At 50.0% G+C, this 17,501-nt stretch carries 15 protein-coding genes and 1 pseudogene; 4 read left to right on the plus strand and 12 right to left on the minus strand.

The annotated features are described in order from the left end of the window. Positions 1-45: 45 nt before the first annotated feature. A complete protein-coding gene (locus tag IC804_RS09235) occupies positions 46-2,142 on the minus strand; it encodes a (Fe-S)-binding protein (protein ID WP_008880732.1) in 2,097 nt (698 codons plus the stop codon). A 370-nt stretch (positions 2,143-2,512) separates the two neighbouring features. Between IC804_RS09235 and cls the strand changes: the two genes are divergently transcribed. Next, entirely contained in the window at positions 2,513-3,703 is a 1,191-nt protein-coding gene (gene cls, locus IC804_RS09240) for a cardiolipin synthase (protein ID WP_060476314.1), read from the plus strand. Between the two features lie 154 nt (positions 3,704-3,857). Here the strand turns inward: cls and IC804_RS09245 are convergent, their stop codons facing one another. From IC804_RS09245 to speE, 6 genes are all read right to left on the minus strand, one after another. After that, positions 3,858-4,025, minus strand: coding sequence for a XapX domain-containing protein (locus IC804_RS09245; RefSeq protein WP_008880734.1), 168 nt, complete (start codon positions 4,023-4,025; stop codon positions 3,858-3,860). A 72-nt stretch (positions 4,026-4,097) separates the two neighbouring features. Next, positions 4,098-5,771 carry an arginine--tRNA ligase gene (gene argS, locus IC804_RS09250; protein WP_008880735.1) on the minus strand — a complete coding sequence of 558 codons (1,674 nt, stop codon included), beginning with the start codon at positions 5,769-5,771 and terminating at the stop codon, positions 4,098-4,100. A gap of 4 nt (positions 5,772-5,775) precedes the next feature. Then, entirely contained in the window at positions 5,776-6,207 is a 432-nt protein-coding gene (locus IC804_RS09255; protein WP_008880736.1) for a YwiB family protein, read from the minus strand. 120 nt (positions 6,208-6,327) lie between these two features. Continuing rightward, positions 6,328-6,705 (minus strand): hypothetical protein, encoded by a 378-nt coding sequence (locus IC804_RS09260; RefSeq protein ID WP_008880737.1) that lies wholly within the window; start codon positions 6,703-6,705, stop codon positions 6,328-6,330. Between the two features lie 137 nt (positions 6,706-6,842). Beyond that, a complete protein-coding gene (gene speB, locus IC804_RS09265) occupies positions 6,843-7,718 on the minus strand; it encodes an agmatinase (RefSeq protein ID WP_008880738.1) in 876 nt (291 codons plus the stop codon). Between the two features lie 16 nt (positions 7,719-7,734). Then, entirely contained in the window at positions 7,735-8,562 is an 828-nt protein-coding gene (speE, locus tag IC804_RS09270) for a polyamine aminopropyltransferase (protein ID WP_008880739.1), read from the minus strand. A 251-nt stretch (positions 8,563-8,813) separates the two neighbouring features. On the opposite strand from speE, the gene IC804_RS09275 reads away from it, so the two are divergent. After that, complete coding sequence (locus tag IC804_RS09275; protein ID WP_008880740.1) at positions 8,814-10,859, plus strand: transglycosylase domain-containing protein; 2,046 nt, start codon at positions 8,814-8,816, stop codon at positions 10,857-10,859. Positions 10,860-10,987: 128 nt separating this feature from the next. Here IC804_RS09275 and IC804_RS09280 read toward each other — a convergent pair whose 3' ends face one another. After that, a complete protein-coding gene (locus IC804_RS09280) occupies positions 10,988-11,503 on the minus strand; it encodes a YwhD family protein (RefSeq protein ID WP_008880741.1) in 516 nt (171 codons plus the stop codon). Between the two features lie 17 nt (positions 11,504-11,520). Further along, positions 11,521-12,189 carry a site-2 protease family protein gene (locus IC804_RS09285; protein ID WP_008880742.1) on the minus strand — a complete coding sequence of 223 codons (669 nt, stop codon included), beginning with the start codon at positions 12,187-12,189 and terminating at the stop codon, positions 11,521-11,523. Between the two features lie 131 nt (positions 12,190-12,320). On the opposite strand from IC804_RS09285, the gene IC804_RS09290 reads away from it, so the two are divergent. Both IC804_RS09290 and IC804_RS09295 read left to right on the plus strand, forming a co-directional pair. Next, complete coding sequence (locus IC804_RS09290) at positions 12,321-12,509, plus strand: 2-hydroxymuconate tautomerase (RefSeq protein WP_011888418.1); 189 nt, start codon at positions 12,321-12,323, stop codon at positions 12,507-12,509. Positions 12,510-12,610: 101 nt separating this feature from the next. Beyond that, entirely contained in the window at positions 12,611-13,912 is a 1,302-nt protein-coding gene (locus IC804_RS09295) for an NCS2 family permease (RefSeq protein ID WP_008880744.1), read from the plus strand. A 34-nt stretch (positions 13,913-13,946) separates the two neighbouring features. Here the strand turns inward: IC804_RS09295 and IC804_RS09300 are convergent. The 3 genes and pseudogenes from IC804_RS09300 to IC804_RS09310 all read right to left on the minus strand — a co-directional run bounded on the left by IC804_RS09300 (position 13,947) and on the right by IC804_RS09310 (position 17,357). Continuing rightward, a pseudogene (locus IC804_RS09300) lies at positions 13,947-15,447 on the minus strand (IS1182 family transposase). Between the two features lie 79 nt (positions 15,448-15,526). Then, on the minus strand, positions 15,527-16,045 hold the full coding sequence (locus IC804_RS09305; protein ID WP_029761107.1) for a YwgA family protein: 519 nt from the start codon (positions 16,043-16,045) through the stop codon (positions 15,527-15,529). A 13-nt stretch (positions 16,046-16,058) separates the two neighbouring features. Then, positions 16,059-17,357: an HD domain-containing protein gene (locus IC804_RS09310; RefSeq protein WP_081157465.1), complete on the minus strand. Its 1,299-nt coding sequence runs from the start codon at positions 17,355-17,357 to the stop codon at positions 16,059-16,061. Between the last annotated feature and the right edge of the window lie 144 nt (positions 17,358-17,501).

The following is a 17,501-nucleotide window of genomic DNA, read 5'->3' on the forward strand; positions in this document are numbered from 1 at the left end:
TTGTACTTACTATTTTAAAAAATAGAAATTGTCTGTGCAACCATTTTATGATGCGGCTTCTTCTTTTTCCTCACCAAACACTGATTTCGCCAATAGTTCAGCGACATCGTACGTCGAGACGCGGTCTTCTACCTCTTTCGCCTTCGTACCGTCCGACAACATTGTCAAGCAGTACGGACACCCGGAACTGATGACCGTCGGATTGACAGCAAGCGCCTGTTCCGTACGAGCGACGTTGATCCGGTTGCCGGTTGTCTCCTCCATCCACATGAGACCTCCGCCGGCGCCGCAGCACATGCCGCGTTCACGGTTGCGCTCCATTTCGACGAGTTCAACACCCGGGATGGCGCGCAAAATTTGCCGTGGCGCGTCATAGACGTCATTGTAGCGTCCTAAATAACACGAATCATGGAACGTAATGCGTTCATGGACCGGATATTTCGGTACAAGCCGTCCTTCTTCGATGAGCTTGGCAAGCAGCTCGGTATGGTGGTACACTTCGACCTCGAGTCCAAAGTCCGGGTATTCGTTTTTAAACGCATTGTAAGCGTGCGGGTCGATCGTGACGATTTTGTTGACGCCCGCTTTTTCGAACTCAGCGATGTTGTTACTTGCTAATTCTTGGAACAAAAACTCGTTTCCTAACCGACGCGGAGTATCGCCCGAGTTTTTCTCTTTGTTACCTAAAATCGCAAACTTGACACCTGCTTCGTTCAGCAGCTTAGCAAAGGCGAGGGCAATTTTTTGGCTGCGGCTGTCGTATGAACCCATCGAACCAACCCAGAACAAGTACTCGATCTCTTCCCCGGCCTTCTTCGCTTCTTTTACCGTTGGGACGTGGACATCGTCACGCAACTCGCGCCAGTTTTCCCGCTCTTTCCGGTTTAACCCCCACGGGTTGCCTTGACGCTCGATATTCGTCATCGCCCGCTGTGCGTCTGGATTCATCCGCCCTTCAGTCAAAACGAGGTAGCGGCGCAAGTCAATAATTTTATCGACGTGTTCGTTCATGACCGGGCATTGGTCTTCACAGTTGCGACACGTCGTACAAGCCCAAATTTCTTCTTCAGTGATGACGTCACCGATCAAGCTTGGCATTTCAATCGTCGCTGCCTGCTCCGATGCCGCAGCGAATGCGAGCTGATTGCCTTTCGTATTTTTGAAGGCGAACGTCGGCACCCACGGGGCACGCGATGTGACGACCGCTCCTTTTTCCGTCAAGTGGTCGCGCAGCTTCAAAATCAAATCCATCGGCGACAACATTTTCCCTGTGCCGGTCGCTGGACACATGCTCGTACAGCGGCCACACTCGACACAAGCATACAAGTCAATCAACTGCTTTTGCGTAAAATCCTCAATTTTGCCAACGCCAAATGACTCTTGGCTTTCGTCTTCAAAGTTGATCGGCGTAAGCTTCGGCCGCGTCAGCCGGCTGAAAAAGACGTTGATTGGTGCAGCGATCAAGTGAGCGTGCTTCGATTGCGGCACGTACACGAGGAACGTCAGCAAAATCAATAAATGCACCCACCAAGCGACAAAAAACAGTACCGCGGCCCCGGTTTCCCCGATCCACGAAAACGCACCGGCAATAAGCGAAGCAACCGGTTCGCTCCATGCAGCTTCTTCGCCGTGCCAAATCCGGCTCATCCCGTTGCCGAATAAAACGGACAACATGAGTCCACCGATAAAAATGAGAACAAGTCCGGCTTTGAAATCACGCTTTAAGCGGACGAGCTTTTCAATGTAACGACGGTAAAAGGCGGCAAGCACCGCGATTAAAATGAGCAAGGTGACAATTTCTTGGAAAAACGTAAACCCTGGATACAACGGCCCGAGCGGCAAGTGCGCCCCTGGCACAAGACCTTTAATGATAAAATCGATCGCGCCAAATTGGACGAGAATAAAGCCGTAGAAAAAGATGACATGGATCAAGCCGCTTTTTTTGTCTTTGAGCAACTTTTTCTGGCCGAAGACGTTGACCCAAATGCTTCGCAGCCGCTCATTGACTTTTTCGTCAAACTCGACTTTTTTGCCGAGTTTAATGTACATTGCCCGCGTTTTTACGACATACGCAAACAAATAGATAGCGTAAGCGGTTACAAACAAAAACGCGAGCAAATTCACCGTTAATAAAACGTTCATCTTCTCTCCCCTTCCCCCGCTTTTCCAGCGAATTTGTTGCCGCAACAAAGAAAATTTTCATAATTTCCATTTATGTTTATTTTACAAATGAATGAGCATTCAGTCAACAACTTTTTTATCATTTCTGTCAGGAAGGATTCTCCTTTCACACAAAAGTGAAGAAGAAGGTCCATATATTTGTTGGCAAGACGACCGCTCCTGCTCGTGCTTCGTTTAGCCGCCAAAAGGATATCAAACACTAGGTCTTCACAAGAATCGGTTAGGCGCCTGTTCGGTAAGATGGGAGAGAATCGGCGGCTTCAGCTCTGCTATTTTTGTGCGCTGTAGGATACATTAATAAGTACTGAAGCGACGCACAGGAGGGGAAGGCATGGTCGTTATTGCTGTGATTGCCATTATATTCGTACTCATTTATCTCGATGACAAGCTTGGTCAGCTCTCCTTCCGGAACGGACGCAAAAAAGTCGTCTATCCAGAACGGAGAAGCGATATAGCGCTCTATGTCAATGGCAGGCATTTATTTGCCGACTATTTTGCCGAGCTGCACCGTGCTCGCGACCATATTCACATTCTGTTTTACATTATCAAAAGTGACGAAACGACCACGCCGTTTTTCCAAATTTTAAAAGAAAAAGCAGCCGAAGGAGTGAAAGTACGGGTGTTGGTCGACTGGGTGGGTAGCCTCGGGTTGCCGAAAGCGCTCATTCGTTCACTAAGGGCAAGCGGGGTGGAGTTCGCCTATACCCGCCCGCCGTGCTTTCCGTTTTTGATTTACCGCCTCAATCGCCGCAATCATCGAAAAATTACGGTCATCGATGGGCGGATCGGCTACATCGGCGGCTATAACATCGGCCGCGAATATAATGGGAAAGACGCCAATTTCGGGGAATGGCGGGACTATCACCTAAAAATCAGCGGCGAAGGAGTATATGACTTGCAAGAACAGTTTTTGCATGATTGGGAAGAAGCGACAAGCAAGACGGTGGCGGACAAACACCGGTATTTCCCGGAGCTTCCCGCTGGCGCCATTCGCCATCAATTGGTCGCTACCGATGGCTCCGCCCTTGAGGAACAATATATCCATGCCATCCGCCATGCCAAAAAAGAAATTATGATCGGTACCCCATACTTTATCCCGAGCCGGCCGCTGTTTAACGAACTGATGCGTGCACTCAAGCGCGGGGTGCGCGTCACCGTGCTTGTGCCGCTGAAAGCGGATCATTTATTTGTGAGAGAAGCCGCCTATCCGTATTTTTATCGCATGCTGAAAGCCGGGGCGCGCGTTTACCGCTTTTACCAAGGGTTTTACCATGCTAAAACCATTGTGATCGACGAAGAATGGTGTGATGTCGGCACAGCGAATTTTGACCGACGTAGTTTGTTCTTAAATGGTGAAATCAACTGCTACGTGTTTGATCGCGCATTTACACGGCTCGTCAAACAGGCGATCGAACGCGATTTGACGCGCTCGGAGCCGCTGACGCTCGATTTTTGGCGGAACCGTTCGCTCCTTGACCGCGGCAAAGAGTCGATTTCCCAGCTCATTTCCGCTTGGCTATAGCACGTATGTTTTCGGCAGGGAGCAGATGGAAGAAACACCAAAGCAAAGGAAGAAACAAAAAATCGGCCGGCGCCCATGGCGACCTCATATCGCCAAAACTGCACCAGCCGGGGACGATTGAACCATTTTGATCAGCTTGCCATTAAGCTGTCGTTCACTTCCATAACAACGACAGCCATTGAAACAGCCGCATGCCGAGATACACGCCAACGATGCCAGCAACGCCGGCCAACGCTGGGGGAGCGGGAATCGGCAAACGAAACAGCGTAAACAAAAAACCGACAACCATACCGGTGATAAGTGCGAGTACGACTTCTTTCACTTGTTGATCCTCCACCGTTGTTTTCCTTTAGCATGCCCAAACAAAAGAGGGAGCAATCGCTCCCTCATTCGTTTACATTTGTTCCGGCGCTGAGACGCCGATTAACGCTAGAGCGTTTTGCAGCGTGATTTGCACCGCCTTGACAAGCGCGAGACGAGCTTTCGTTTTTTCGATCTGGTCTAGGTCAAGCACTTTTTCCGCATTGTAAAAGCTGTGGAGCGCCGACGCCAAATCAAACGCATAGGCGGTGACGCGATGTGGCATCCGTTTCAAGGCCGCCTCAGCGACAACGTCCGGGAAGTCACCAAGCGCTTTGAGCAGCTCGATTTCTTTTTCTGTTTCCACGAGATGATGAAGATCGACGTCGCCTTCATACGACAGTTGATGCTCTTTTGCTTGACGGAGAATGCTTGAGACGCGGGCATGTGCATATTGGACATAGTAGACCGGGTTTTCATTCGACTGGGCAACAGCCAAGTCCATATCAAAATCGAGATGCGTATCGCCCGAACGCATAGCGAAGAAGTAGCGGACAGCATCGACGCCAACTTCTTCCATCAGCTCGCGCATCGTCACCGCTTTACCAGTACGTTTGCTCATTTTGACGCGCTCGCCGTTTTGGTATAAGTTCACCATTTGGATAATTTCGACCTCGAGCGCTTCTGGATCGTAGCCGAGCGCAGCGATCGCTGCTTTCATGCGCGGGATGTAGCCATGATGATCCGCTCCCCAGACGTTGATTAGCTTCGTGAACCCGCGCCGCAGCTTATCTTGATGGTAAGCGATGTCCGGAAGCAAATACGTATACGTTCCGTCTTGCTTGATTAACACACGGTCTTTGTCATCGCCAAACGCCGTCGAACGAAACCATGTGGCTCCGTCCTGTTCGTAAATGTAACCGCGCTCACGCAGCGTTGAGAGCGCCTCATCGATTTTGCCGCTCTCATAAAGCGATGTTTCCGAATACCAAACGTCAAACGGAACGCGGAAGGCAGCCAAATCGTTTTTAATTTTGTCGAGCTCATAACGGAGGCCGTATTCGCGGAAAAAGGCGAGCCGTTCTTCTTCGTCCACATGGACGAACCGATCGCCATATTCATCGGCGAGCTTTTTGCCGATTTCCACGATGTCGTCACCGTAATAGCCGTCTTCCGGCAGCGGCATATCGGTACCGAGCGCTTGGAAATAGCGGGCTTCGACTGATTTCGCCAAGTTATAAATTTGTTTGCCGGCATCATTAATGTAATATTCACGCGTCACATCGAATCCGGCTTTCGCCAAAATATTGCTAAGTGAATCGCCGACCGCCGCACCGCGAGCATGACCTAAGTGCAAGTTGCCGGTCGGGTTAGCCGAGACGAACTCGACTTGCACTTTTTCCCCTTTGCCGACATTCGACTCGCCATACGCTTGGCCCGCTTGCAAAATCGCCGGCACAACCGCTGTCAAATAGCGATTGTCCATGTAAAAGTTAATAAACCCTGGGCCGGCTACCTCGATGCGCGCCACCGAAACACGCTCGGCGTCAAACTTTTCAACGATGGCTTCGGCGATTGCCCGCGGTGGCTTTTTCGCGATGCGGGCGAGCTGCATGGCGATATTCGTCGAATAATCGCCATGAGCCTTTTCGCGCGGCACCTCAAGCAATACTTCTGGCAGCTCCTCAGCCGCCACCAGCCCGGCTTTTCCCACCGCCTGGCGAATTTCCTCTTTCAGCTGTTCTTTCATTTGTCCGACAATGTTCATCGGCTTATACCCCCTTAAATGTTAACGTCAACGTACGGCGCCCGCTCCGCTCATGCTCTAGCATCAGTTCATACGAGAGAAAGAGCTGTCCTTGTTTCCGTCTCTCGTCATACCGGAACTCGATCACATCCGTTTTGGTCGCTAGCGACCACCGCCCGAACATCGTTTTGTAATGGCCCGGCATTTCTTGCTGACATCGGAACGTTTGCCGCATCTCAACCGCCCCGGAGCGAAGAACGGTCACCTCATCAGGTGCGATTTTCACCACGTTGTTCACCCGCCCGAGTTCGTTTTCCTCGGCAAACCGCAAATACATCGTTTCTCCTTTTATGTAATAGATGCCGTCCAATTCAAGCGCGATCGTCTCTTCGTGCGCACCGTCGCGGATAACAGCCACTTGACGGAGCCGCACCGGAATGCCGTTTGTTTCGTTCATGTTTTACGAACACACCTTTGCGAACACAGTCATAACAATAAGTATAAAGAACTGTTCCGCCTGATTCAAGGGGTCGAGAAAAAGAGAAGGCCCAAAGCAAACGCTTTGAGCCTGGTTCTCTTAGGTTAACGATGAGACGCGAACATTTTGCAGCACAGCAATAGCGAAGGAAATGACACCAAGGGTGACAAGTACTCCGCCAATGGCTGTTGCTAGCACGAACGCTTCATAGCCGTACACGACAAAAATCACACCGACCATCATGAGCGGCAAGCCAATATTGTGCAGCCAAAAATGGAGTTTCGCCCATTTTGTCGCTGCTGCCTGCGGGAATAAATGGTAGATAATGCCCGCGAGCGTCAAAGCTGTCCAACCTAGCAAGTTAATATGGGCGTGAACCGGTGTGAGCACAAACGAATGGGTCATCGACATACCAAGCCCAATACAGACGCCGATGACGAAGTACACAACGGAAATTTTGATCAGTTTGACGCCCACTTCTGTCTCCTCCCCCTTTGAATGATAAATACATTGCATATTATTCCATAAGGTGTGTATATATTCCCGCAACCTTTCTCCTACTACATAAAAAAAGCGCCCTCGCACGTTCGCGATTTAGGCGCTTTTCCCTATGTTCACTTTGCCACCCAGCCAAGCAACATTTCGCGAACAAGCTTGCTCGCTGTGTTCGCGGTCTGTTCCGAATGGTCGTAAACCGGCGCGACTTCGACCAGATCGGCACCAACGACGCGGACATCGGAACGGGCGATTTCATGGATCGCCGCTAACAACTCTTTCGACGTAATGCCGCCGGCGTCGACCGTCCCCGTACCAGGGGCATGAGCCGGGTCAAGCACATCGATGTCAATCGTCACATACACTGGACGACCAGCGAGCTTCGGCAGCACGGAGCGAAGCGGCTCAAGTACGTCAAACTTGGCGATGTACATGCCGTTTTGTTTCGCCCATTCGAACTCTTCTTTCATGCCGGAACGGATGCCGAATGAAAAGACGTTTGTCGGGCCGATGAGATCGGCAACTTTGCGAATCGGCGTCGCATGCGACAACGGCTCACCTTCATAATGTTCGCGCAAGTCGGTATGGGCATCCATATGAATGACGGCCAAGTCTGGATAATATTCGTGCACCGCTTTAATGACCGGCCAAGAGACGAGATGTTCGCCGCCAAGGCCTAGCGGAAACTTACCGGCGTCCAGCACTTTTTTCACAAACTGTTCAATCAGCTCCAAGCTGCGAGCAGCGTTGCCGAACGGCAGCGGAATATCACCGGCGTCAAAATAACGAATGTCACCGAGCTCCCGATCTAAATACGGGCTATATTCTTCCAGCCCGATCGACACTTCACGGATGCGGGCCGGGCCGAATCGCGAACCGGGCCGGTAGCTAACCGTCCAATCCATCGGCATCCCGTAAATGACTGCCTCGCTTTCTTCAAAGTTCGGGTGGCTACCAATAAACACGTTGCCAGAATAGGCCTCATCAAACCGCATCAATTTGCCCCTCCCCTTATTTCACCAAGTCCGCGACAAATTTCGGCAATACGAAGCATGCTTTATGCAGTTCTTTTGTGTAATATTTTGTATCGATGTCGTGGAACCGGTCATCGCTTACCGCGAGCGGATCGTATTTTTTCGAGCCGAGCGTAAACGTCCACAGCCCGCTTGGGTAGGTTGGAATGTTCGCCGTATATAGGCGCGTGACCGGGAAAATTTCCTTCACATCACGGTAAACATTGCGAATCAGATCCGCTTTAAACCAAGGGTTGTCCGTTTGGGCGACGAAAATACCGTCTTCTTTCAACGCTTTCGCAATGCCGGCGTAAAACCCTTTTGTAAACAAGTTCACCGCCGGTCCGACCGGTTCGGTCGAGTCAACCATAATGACGTCATACTCGTTTTCACTTTGGGCGATATGCATAAACCCGTCATCGACTTTCACTTCGACGCGCGGATCGTCAAGTTGGCCAGCGATTTCCGGCAAATACTTTTTCGAGCACTCGATCACTTTGCCGTCAATTTCGACAAGCGTCGCTTTTTTGACGCTCGGGTGTTTCAACACTTCGCGGATTACGCCGCCGTCGCCACCGCCAACGACAAGCACGTTTTCCGGATTTGGATGGGTAAACAACGGCACATGAGCAACCATCTCATGGTAGACAAATTCATCTTTTTGCGTCGTCATCACCATGCCGTCTAAAATGAGCATATTACCGAACTCTGCCGTTTCGACCATATCAAGTTTTTGAAACGGCGTTTGTTCTGTATGTAAAGTGCGGATAATGCGTGCAGTGATGCCAAAATGTTCTGTCTGCTTTTCAGTAAACCATAGTTCCATGTCGGTAACATCCTTTCTCCGAGCGTTGCTTACTATCAAAGTTTCCCTCACCAACGAAAAACTAAACATGAAAAAGTATAGAGCAATCTAGCAAAAATGCAAGGGGAACAAGTTTAAAATAAAAAAATTTTTTTCATACTAGTAAGAAAGCAGAAATCGCCTGACTGAGATATGGGGACGGAGGCAACATAAGGCGATTTTGGGGCAGTCATCCGTCCTAATTACCGCTAAAACCATTGGGGGGATGCGCAATGGAACCGATCCCGGGCAGTCGTTTTCGCGGCACGTGGAAATATGTGCGCGCCGCCGTCTTTATTGGCTGTTTTCTCACAATCTTTGCTTTCGCTGCCCTCGGGAGTTTTATTTTGTTTGCGAAAATCGGAGGCGCCCCACCGGTCGCTGTGCCGCAAACGACGGTTTTTTATGCAGATGATGGCAGCAAAATCGGGGAAAGCAATTATGGACAGAAGCGCTACTGGGTTCGTCTTGATGACATTTCCCCGCACGTCATTGAAGCGACGATCGCCGTCGAAGACCGAAAGTTTTACGAACACCATGGATTTGATTTGAAACGAATTGCCGGCGCCGTCGTCGCCAATGTGCAGGCGATGGCCAAAGTCGAAGGAGCAAGCACGATCACCCAGCAATATGCGCGCAACTTATTTTTGACGCACGAGAAAACATGGTCGCGAAAAATTCAAGAGGCGCTCTATACCATCCGACTTGAAGCCAACTACAGCAAAGAACAAATTTTGGAAGGCTATTTAAACACGATTTACTATGGACATGGGGTTTACGGTATCGAGGCAGCGGCGCGCTATTATTTCGGCAAGCACGCCGATGAGCTGACGATCAGCGAAGCAGCGATGCTAGCCGGCATCCCAAAAGGACCGCACTATTATTCGCCGCTCATCAACGAAGAGCGGGCGAAAACGCGGCAAAAAATCGTCCTCCTCTCGATGGTGGAAGCGGGCTACATCAGCCGCCAGGAGGCGGAACAGGCGTACCGCGACAAGCTCGTCTACGTGCAGCACCGCGAGAAAGAGCGGCCTATCGCTCCATATTTTCAAGACGTCGTCAAACAGCAGTTGCGCACGAAACTCGGCCTTGACGAGCGCACGATCGAGCTCGGCGGACTGCGCGTCTACACGACGCTCGACCGGCGCATGCAGCAAATCGCCGAAGAGCAACTTGAACAGGTGATCCGTCCCTCTTCCGCCATCCAAGCAGCGTTATTGGCCATGGATCCACGCACCGGGGAAGTAAAAGCGCTCATCGGCGGGCGCGACTACAACGAGAGCCCATTCAATCGCGCCGTACAGGCGGAACGCCAGCCAGGCTCGACGTTCAAACCTTTTTTGTACTACGCGGCCATCGAACATGGATTCACCCCGTCGACCCCATTGCGCAGCGAACTGACGACGTTTACGTTTGACGACGGCCGGGCGACGTATACGCCTCATAACTACAATGATTACTACGCAAACGGCCCGATTACGCTCGCCCAAGCGCTTGCCGTATCGGACAACGTCTTTGCGGTAAAAACACTGAAGTTTATCGGCGCCGACAAACTGATCGAAACGGCGAAAACGCTCGGCATTACAAGCAAATTAAAAGCCGTGCCATCGCTAGCCCTCGGCACATCGCCAGTGAAAATGATCGATATGGTCGCGGCGTACAGCACGATCGCCAACTACGGCAAAAAAACGGAGCCGGTGTTTATTAAAAAAGTCATCGATGCGAACGGAAACGTGTTATACGAGCATCAGCCGTCAACCCAACAAGTGATCGACCGCGATGCCGCGTTTGTGACGGCGCATTTAATGACCGGGATGTTCGACCCGAAGCTGAACGGCTATACGACCGTCACTGGACAATCAATCATCGATGAAATAACGCGTCCTTATGCCGGAAAATCCGGAACGACGAAAACAGACAGCTGGATGATTGGCTTTACCCCGCAGTTGGTTGCTGGCGTCTGGACCGGTTACGACCGTGGGGAAACGATCAGCCGTTTTGATGAAAAACAGTATGCGAAGCAAATATGGGTCCGCTTTATGGAACAAAGTCTCGCTGACAAGCCGAAAAAATCGTTTAAACCGACAAAAGGTGTCATCGGCGTCTACATCGATCCGCAAAACGGAAAGCTGGCCACCGATGCTTGTCCGGTGAAACGAAAAACGTATTATCTCATTGGCACAGAACCGACCGACTATTGCACGGATCATTTGGAGAAGAAAACGAAGAAAAAAGAGGACGAAAAAAGCTGGTTTGAGAAATGGTTCCCATGGTTTTAAAGAAAATCCCCCGCACATATGTGCGGGGGATTTTCTTGTCCTAGTTTTCCTGTGTTATACATGTAGGTTTAGTTTATCCCTTTTTCTAGGCAATAACAAGTCCTTCCGCTAACATGTTCACAAAACCGTCACAATTCGCCTTCGAGCCCTTTTTTCAGTTCATCACTCGAACGGTTCCACATGTCGATGTCATGCCCTTTCAAAAAGTCAGCGAGCACTTGCTTCGATTTGTCGTCCATATGGTCGACGATGATGTGCCGCTTTAGTGATTTATCCAAACGGTTGACATGCTCGGGCAACAACTTATAGCCGCGGCGCGCCTCACGGTCGACCGTCATTTCACACGCCGTTACCCCGGCATAATACGGGCCGTCCTCGCCACGCTCAACCGTTACCCAAACGATCCAGTACGGCTTGCCGTTCGGCACGGCGGAACGGTCGGGCAAAAATTTAATGCCCCGCTCGACAGCGCTGCGTGCGTGCATCGCTCCCATATCAACGAATGCTTCACCCGCTTCGACATCAATGATGACGGGCGAGACGTTTTCCAAGCTGATCGCGCCGGCACCAAAACCGCGATGTCCATCGGTCGGATCGTCTTTAATAATGTTAAAGCCGATATTTTTCTTCTTTTTTTGCTCCATTCGCTTCTTCCTCCTTCCTACATAAACAAGTTGGCAGCAAACGCCTGCAAATGTTCAAGCACGAACGGCAACGCCACTTGAAACACCGGCTCAATCGTGTACCGATCAAGCGGTGTCAGCACGAGAATGAGAAAAATGAGCGCCCCGTAGTTTTCCCATTGCGTCATTTTCGCTCGCAGCCCATCCGGAGCGATGTCTTCAATGATACGATACCCATCAAGCGGCGGAAACGGCAATAAATTAAACACAAACAAGACGGTGTTCAAGCCGATAAAAATTTGGAAAAACATATCAAACCCGGCCGCAAACCAATTAGGCAGCGCCCTCATAATGCCGAAATCGATCATCGCATACCAAACGATAAACCCAAGTCCAGCAAGCAAAAGGTTGCTTAGCGGCCCGGCGACCGACACGAGAATGCCAGCTAGACGCGGGTTTTTAAAATGGAAACGGTTGACCGGCACCGGCCGCGCCCAGCCGAAACCGGCTAAGAAAATAAGCAGCGTGCCAAATAAATCCAAATGAGCAAACGGCGATAATGTCAACCGCCCTTGATTTTTGGCGGTCGGATCGCCGAACTTGTAGGCGACGTACGCATGGGCAAACTCATGCACGGAAAACGCTAGCGCCAGCGTTAACAATACGTACGGAATTTCACTTAACGAATACGGCAAAATACGTTCCACTTGATTAACTCCTTTTCCCCTGTATTCACTATCCTTAGTATACATGATTTACCGCTAAAAGTGGATTGAACTTTACTGTTCCATGGTATAATAAGCGCGACAGCACTCGACAATGAAATGGGGGAATCACGATGCCGTATGTAACGATCAAAATGCTCGCCGGCCGCACAGACGAGCAAAAGAAAGCGCTCGTTGAAAAAGTGACTGACGCGGTTGTGGAAACAACAGGGGCGAAAAAAGAGAACGTCGTCGTTTTCATTGAAGAAATGACGAAAGATCATTACGCCGTCGCCGGAAAACGGCTGAGCGACGCGGAGTAAAGGAGAGACGGGGGCGCTTAGGGCGCTCCCGTTGCTTTTTGAAGAAAAAACGAATATTATTATATTTGTTTGTAATATTGTTCGTTTTTAGGAGGTTGCCAATGATTCGTTTTCCGAACAACACTACCGATCGTAAAACGGAATTTTTCGCTGGTTTGACGACGTTTTTAACGATGGTATACATCATTGTGGTCAATCCGGTTATCTTGTCGGACGCCGGTGTCCCGTTTGAACAGGCGTTCACTGCGACCGTCATCGCCACCGTGGTTGGCACGCTTTGGATGGCCATTTTTGCCAACTATCCGATCGCTATCGCTCCCGGCATGGGACTCAACGCCTATTTCGCCTATTCGGTCGTCGGTTCGCACGGCAACATTTCGTACGAAACCGCGTTTTCCGCTGTGTTTGTCGCGGGGTTACTGTTTTTGCTGCTGTCACTCACCCCATTGCGCAGCAAGCTAATCGAAGTGATCCCTGACAGCTTAAAACATGGCATCACCGCCGGCATTGGCCTGTTTATCGCCTTTATCGGCTTGCGGCTAACTGGGATCATCCAATCCCACCCACAAAACTTAGTAGCGCTCGGCGACTTGCATGCTCCATCAGCTATGTTGACGCTGATTGGCCTCGCCGTAACGCTCGTTCTTATGATACGTCGCGTCAACGGCGCGCTCTTTTACGGCATGATTATCACCGGGGTGATTGCCTACGCGACCGGTCAATTGAAATTTGACGAAGGAATCATGTCGTTGCCGTCGTTGCCGGATGGGGTTGTCGTTGCCAATCCGTTTGCGGCCGTTGGTGACGTCATCAGCCATCATTTGTATGCCGTCGTCTTTTCCTTTTTGCTTGTCACGCTGTTTGACACGACTGGCACAATGATCGGCGTCGCCCAACAAGCAGGACTGATGAAAGGGAACACGCTGCCGCGCGCCCGCGAAGCGCTCTTAGCTGACTCAGTCGCGACTACGGTCGGAGCCATGTTTGGGACAAGCCCAACATCAGCGTACATCGAGTCGTCCACCGGTGTCGCTGCCGGCGGACGGACCGGATGGACAGCGCTCACTGTCGCCGTACTGTTTATCATCGCCGCCTTTTTCAGCCCGCTAGTGGGCGCGGTCGCTGGGTTATCCGCCATCACTGCTCCGGCGCTCATTATCGTCGGCAGCTTGATGATCAGCAACATCGCCCATATTTCATGGCATGAACTCGACGAGGCGTTCCCGGCATTTCTCATCATCTTAAGCATGCCGCTCACTTCCAGCATCGCGACCGGCATCGCGCTCGGCTTCATTTCGTACCCGCTCTTAAAAATTGCCCGCGGCCGCTGGCGCGACGTGCCTCCGCTGTTGTATGTGCTTGCCGTGCTGTTCTTTTTGCAGCTGGCGTTTTTGCCACACTGATGGGAGGTCACACGACCATTGGCCACATCGGTTTTCAACCGTAAAAAAGCCCGCTTATACGCGGGCTCAGACTGTTGACAAAATGGGTTTCAGACGAATGTCTGAAACCCATTTTGTTCCATAAATAGACTATGTTTTCAAAAAAAGTGGGTAGGATGGGAAGCCATGCAAAGGAAAAGAAAGGGCGGTGCTTCGCCTTCCATAGGTAATTCGCCAGTTTTTTTAAATTCATGGCAGCACAAACAAGCATCGCCTGCGCCTCATTTTTTTCCAATCCCCGGTAATGCGTCCAGCGCAGACCATGCTTCTCTTTCATATCGGCGAAATCCCGTTCAATCGTCTCTTTTCGGAGGGCATAGAGTTCCCGGTATTCCGGAACATACCGCAAATGCTCTGCTTCTTCATAGTAGTCCTGCCATACGTGGCGAGTGACTACTTTGGTGTAGCTCTTGCTTTGCGTGCACTGATGAAGATACGGACAGCTTCGGCACACCGCCGGGTCCGATTTGTATTCCCGGTACCCTTCCCGATTCGTAGTAGAGTAAGATAGAACTTGATCATTGGGGCATAGATAACAATCAAAATATTCGTCATACACAAAATCTGATTTCCGAAAGAATCCATCTTTTGTTTTCGGGCGAGTGTACGGCCAAATCGGCTTTACCCCTTGTTCGAGTAAATACTTGGCAATGGCAGGAGTTTTATATCCTGCGTCTACACACACGGCTTCCGGACATGATTGGATTTCCCGTTTCACTCGTTCGAACAGCACAAAAAACGCTTGACTGTCATGGACGTTGGCTGCCGTCACGTAGGTCTGTAGAATCCATCCGTTGCGATCACAAGCTGTATGATACGAATAGGCAAACACTCGCTCCCGTTCATTTTTCACCAACAGTCCGCTCTCCGGATCCGTTTTGCTTACTTTTACTTCCCGTTTTTTTTTTTTCTCAGATGGCAACGGCGATTTTCCATGAGCGATCCGATCCCGTTCGATTTCTTTTTCGAGTTCCTGTTGGTAGGCTTTGGCTTCGACTTCTGCCATTTCCGTTGTAAACTTCTTTTTTATTGGCGCTTGCTTTGACATGAGTGGAGTCTACGTACAAGACACTCGAATCTACCAATCCGTGTTCAAAGGCTTCTTTTAAAATCCGTGAAAAAATTTGATGGAATACATCCGTTCCAGCGAAACGACGCGCATAGTTTTTACTTGGCGTCGAGTGATGAGGAACGGGATCATGAAGACTAAGTCCTAAAAACCAACGGTAGGCGACGTTGGTTCGGATTTGTTCGACGGTTTCACGCATGGAGCGAATCCCAAATACATACTGAATCAAATACATTTTAAACAACATCACTGGATCAATGCTCGGACGTCCATGATCAGGAGAGTAGAGATCTTTCACCACATCATAGATAAAAGAAAAATCAATGGCCGCATCCAGCTTTCTTACCAAGTGATCCTCTGGAACCAGATCATCCAGTTTCACCGTGGTTTCGGTATAGCGCCCATCTTCTTGGTGTGGCCGAAGCATCGTTCCTTTCCTCCATTTCTCCCTCGTCTTACCTTCATAATAAAACAGCTTGTCGACTTTGTCGACAAGCTGAGCCCGCTTATACGCGGGCTTTTTTATTGCATTGGCTGCGGAGCATCTCAATGTATTCGTACGCTTCCTCAATTTCCTCATCCGTATAGCGCTGTTTGCTTTTTAACAGAGCGATTTTTTCTTTCACTTCGTCTTTTGGTAAATGTTCAAAATAGAGCACCGTGGCGACAAGCTCCAAAAAGCGCGCGTTTTGTTCATTCATCACTTGCATGCATTCGTCAAGGCCCGGCATGCCCCAGTCGTAATGGCGCAAAAACTGCTCACCCGCTTCGGTGAGCGTATAGCGATATTGCACATAGCCGCTTTTTTTCTCTTTTGTCTCATGCAAAAAACCGAGCGCGCATAACTCCTCGACGCGGCATGTCAATTCTTCAGAATACGGGCCGTAAAAATGGAAGTCGAACTTCTCGTAAAACGGAAAGTCGAGCTTTTTTGCGATGTAAATCATTTTTTGCAGCTTTTTACGACCGGTAATTTCCCCGGCGGCCGCCAATGCCTTCATCACTTTCGCATGCTCCGTGAGCACTCTCCGTCATCTCCTAACCCTTTAAAATTTCCATAATCTTTTTCTTCACTGTCCGCTTCGTTGATAAGTCATAGAGAAAGTCAGCCGGAAAATATAACTTATGGTCGGTGCGCCGCTTGCCGGAAATGGCGTCGACCAACACCGATTCGCGCGACAGCTCGCGCAATTCCCCATTTGGCATCAACAAATAAATCGGCAGGCGCTCGCCTTCCTCACCCGGCCGGTAAAAATCGTACGGCAAGTCGGACGATGAATCGACGACTAAATAATAGTCCGGGTCGATGCCTGCTTTTTTAAATAAGTTAGTCAGCTCGATCAGCTTTGTCATCTGCTCGTTCGTTGGATGAAATTCGGTATATTTAAACAGACGTCGGTGGACAAATCGTTGACATAAATCGCTTAAAATCGGGTCCTGTTCGTGCTGCCATTGCTGGAAGTAAAACAATATGACCGCCTCATCGAGCGCCAAGTAATCGTCAAGCGTTACGTTCCCCTCAAAAAACGACAAAAAATGAACGGGTTTCGTTTGAAACGAGTAGCCGTCTTCGTACAGCTTTTTCGCCCGATGCAAAATTTTTGTTAAAATGACTTCAGCGCTGCGTGTCACCGGATGGAAATACACTTGCCAATACATTTGATAGCGGCTCATAATGTAATCCTCAACCGCGTGCATGCCGCTCCGCTTAATGACGACTTGGTCTTCACGCGGGCGCATAACACGCAAAATGCGCTCCATGTCAAAATAGCCGTAGCTGACGCCGGTGTAGTATGCGTCGCGCAATAAATAGTCCATCCGATCGGCGTCAATTTGACTCGAAATCAAGCTGACAACGAGTTTATTTGGATATGTTTTGGCGATCACTTCGGCTACCTTTTGCGGAAAATCGCTATCGATGGCACGTAAGGCAGCGTTCACTTCCGTATCGCCTACAATAATAGCTCGAGTGAAATCTTCATGGTCTAAATGAAACACTTTTTCAAACGAATGGGAAAACGGGCCGTGCCCTAAATCGTGCAAGAGCGCCGCACATAGACAAAGGAGGCGTTCGCTATGATCCCAATGCTCGCGGCCGACAAAGACGTCATCAAGAATGCGGCGGATGATTTCATAAACGCCGAGCGAGTGGTTGAATCGGCTATGTTCGGCGCCGTGAAACGTCAAATAGGTCGTGCCGAGCTGTTTAATGCGGCGCAGGCGCTGAAACTCTTTTGTGCCGATTAAATCCCAAATCACCTTGTCACGAACGTGTATGTATCGATGCACCGGATCTTTAAACACTTTTTCTTCATGAAGCTGCCCGCCGGGATACATAGTGCCCTCCTCTTCCGTTTCCAACATACATCTATTATACGCCGTTTCGAGATGCAAAGAAATAGTTGACTTTTTTCTCCGTCTATCTCCATTATTGACGGAAAAAACAAAAAATCACCTTCTTTCGGCAAAGAAGGTGATCAA

Source organism: Geobacillus sp. 47C-IIb, from assembly GCF_014679705.1.
In the GTDB taxonomy this organism is placed as follows: Bacteria; Bacillota; Bacilli; order Bacillales; family Anoxybacillaceae; genus Geobacillus; species Geobacillus thermodenitrificans.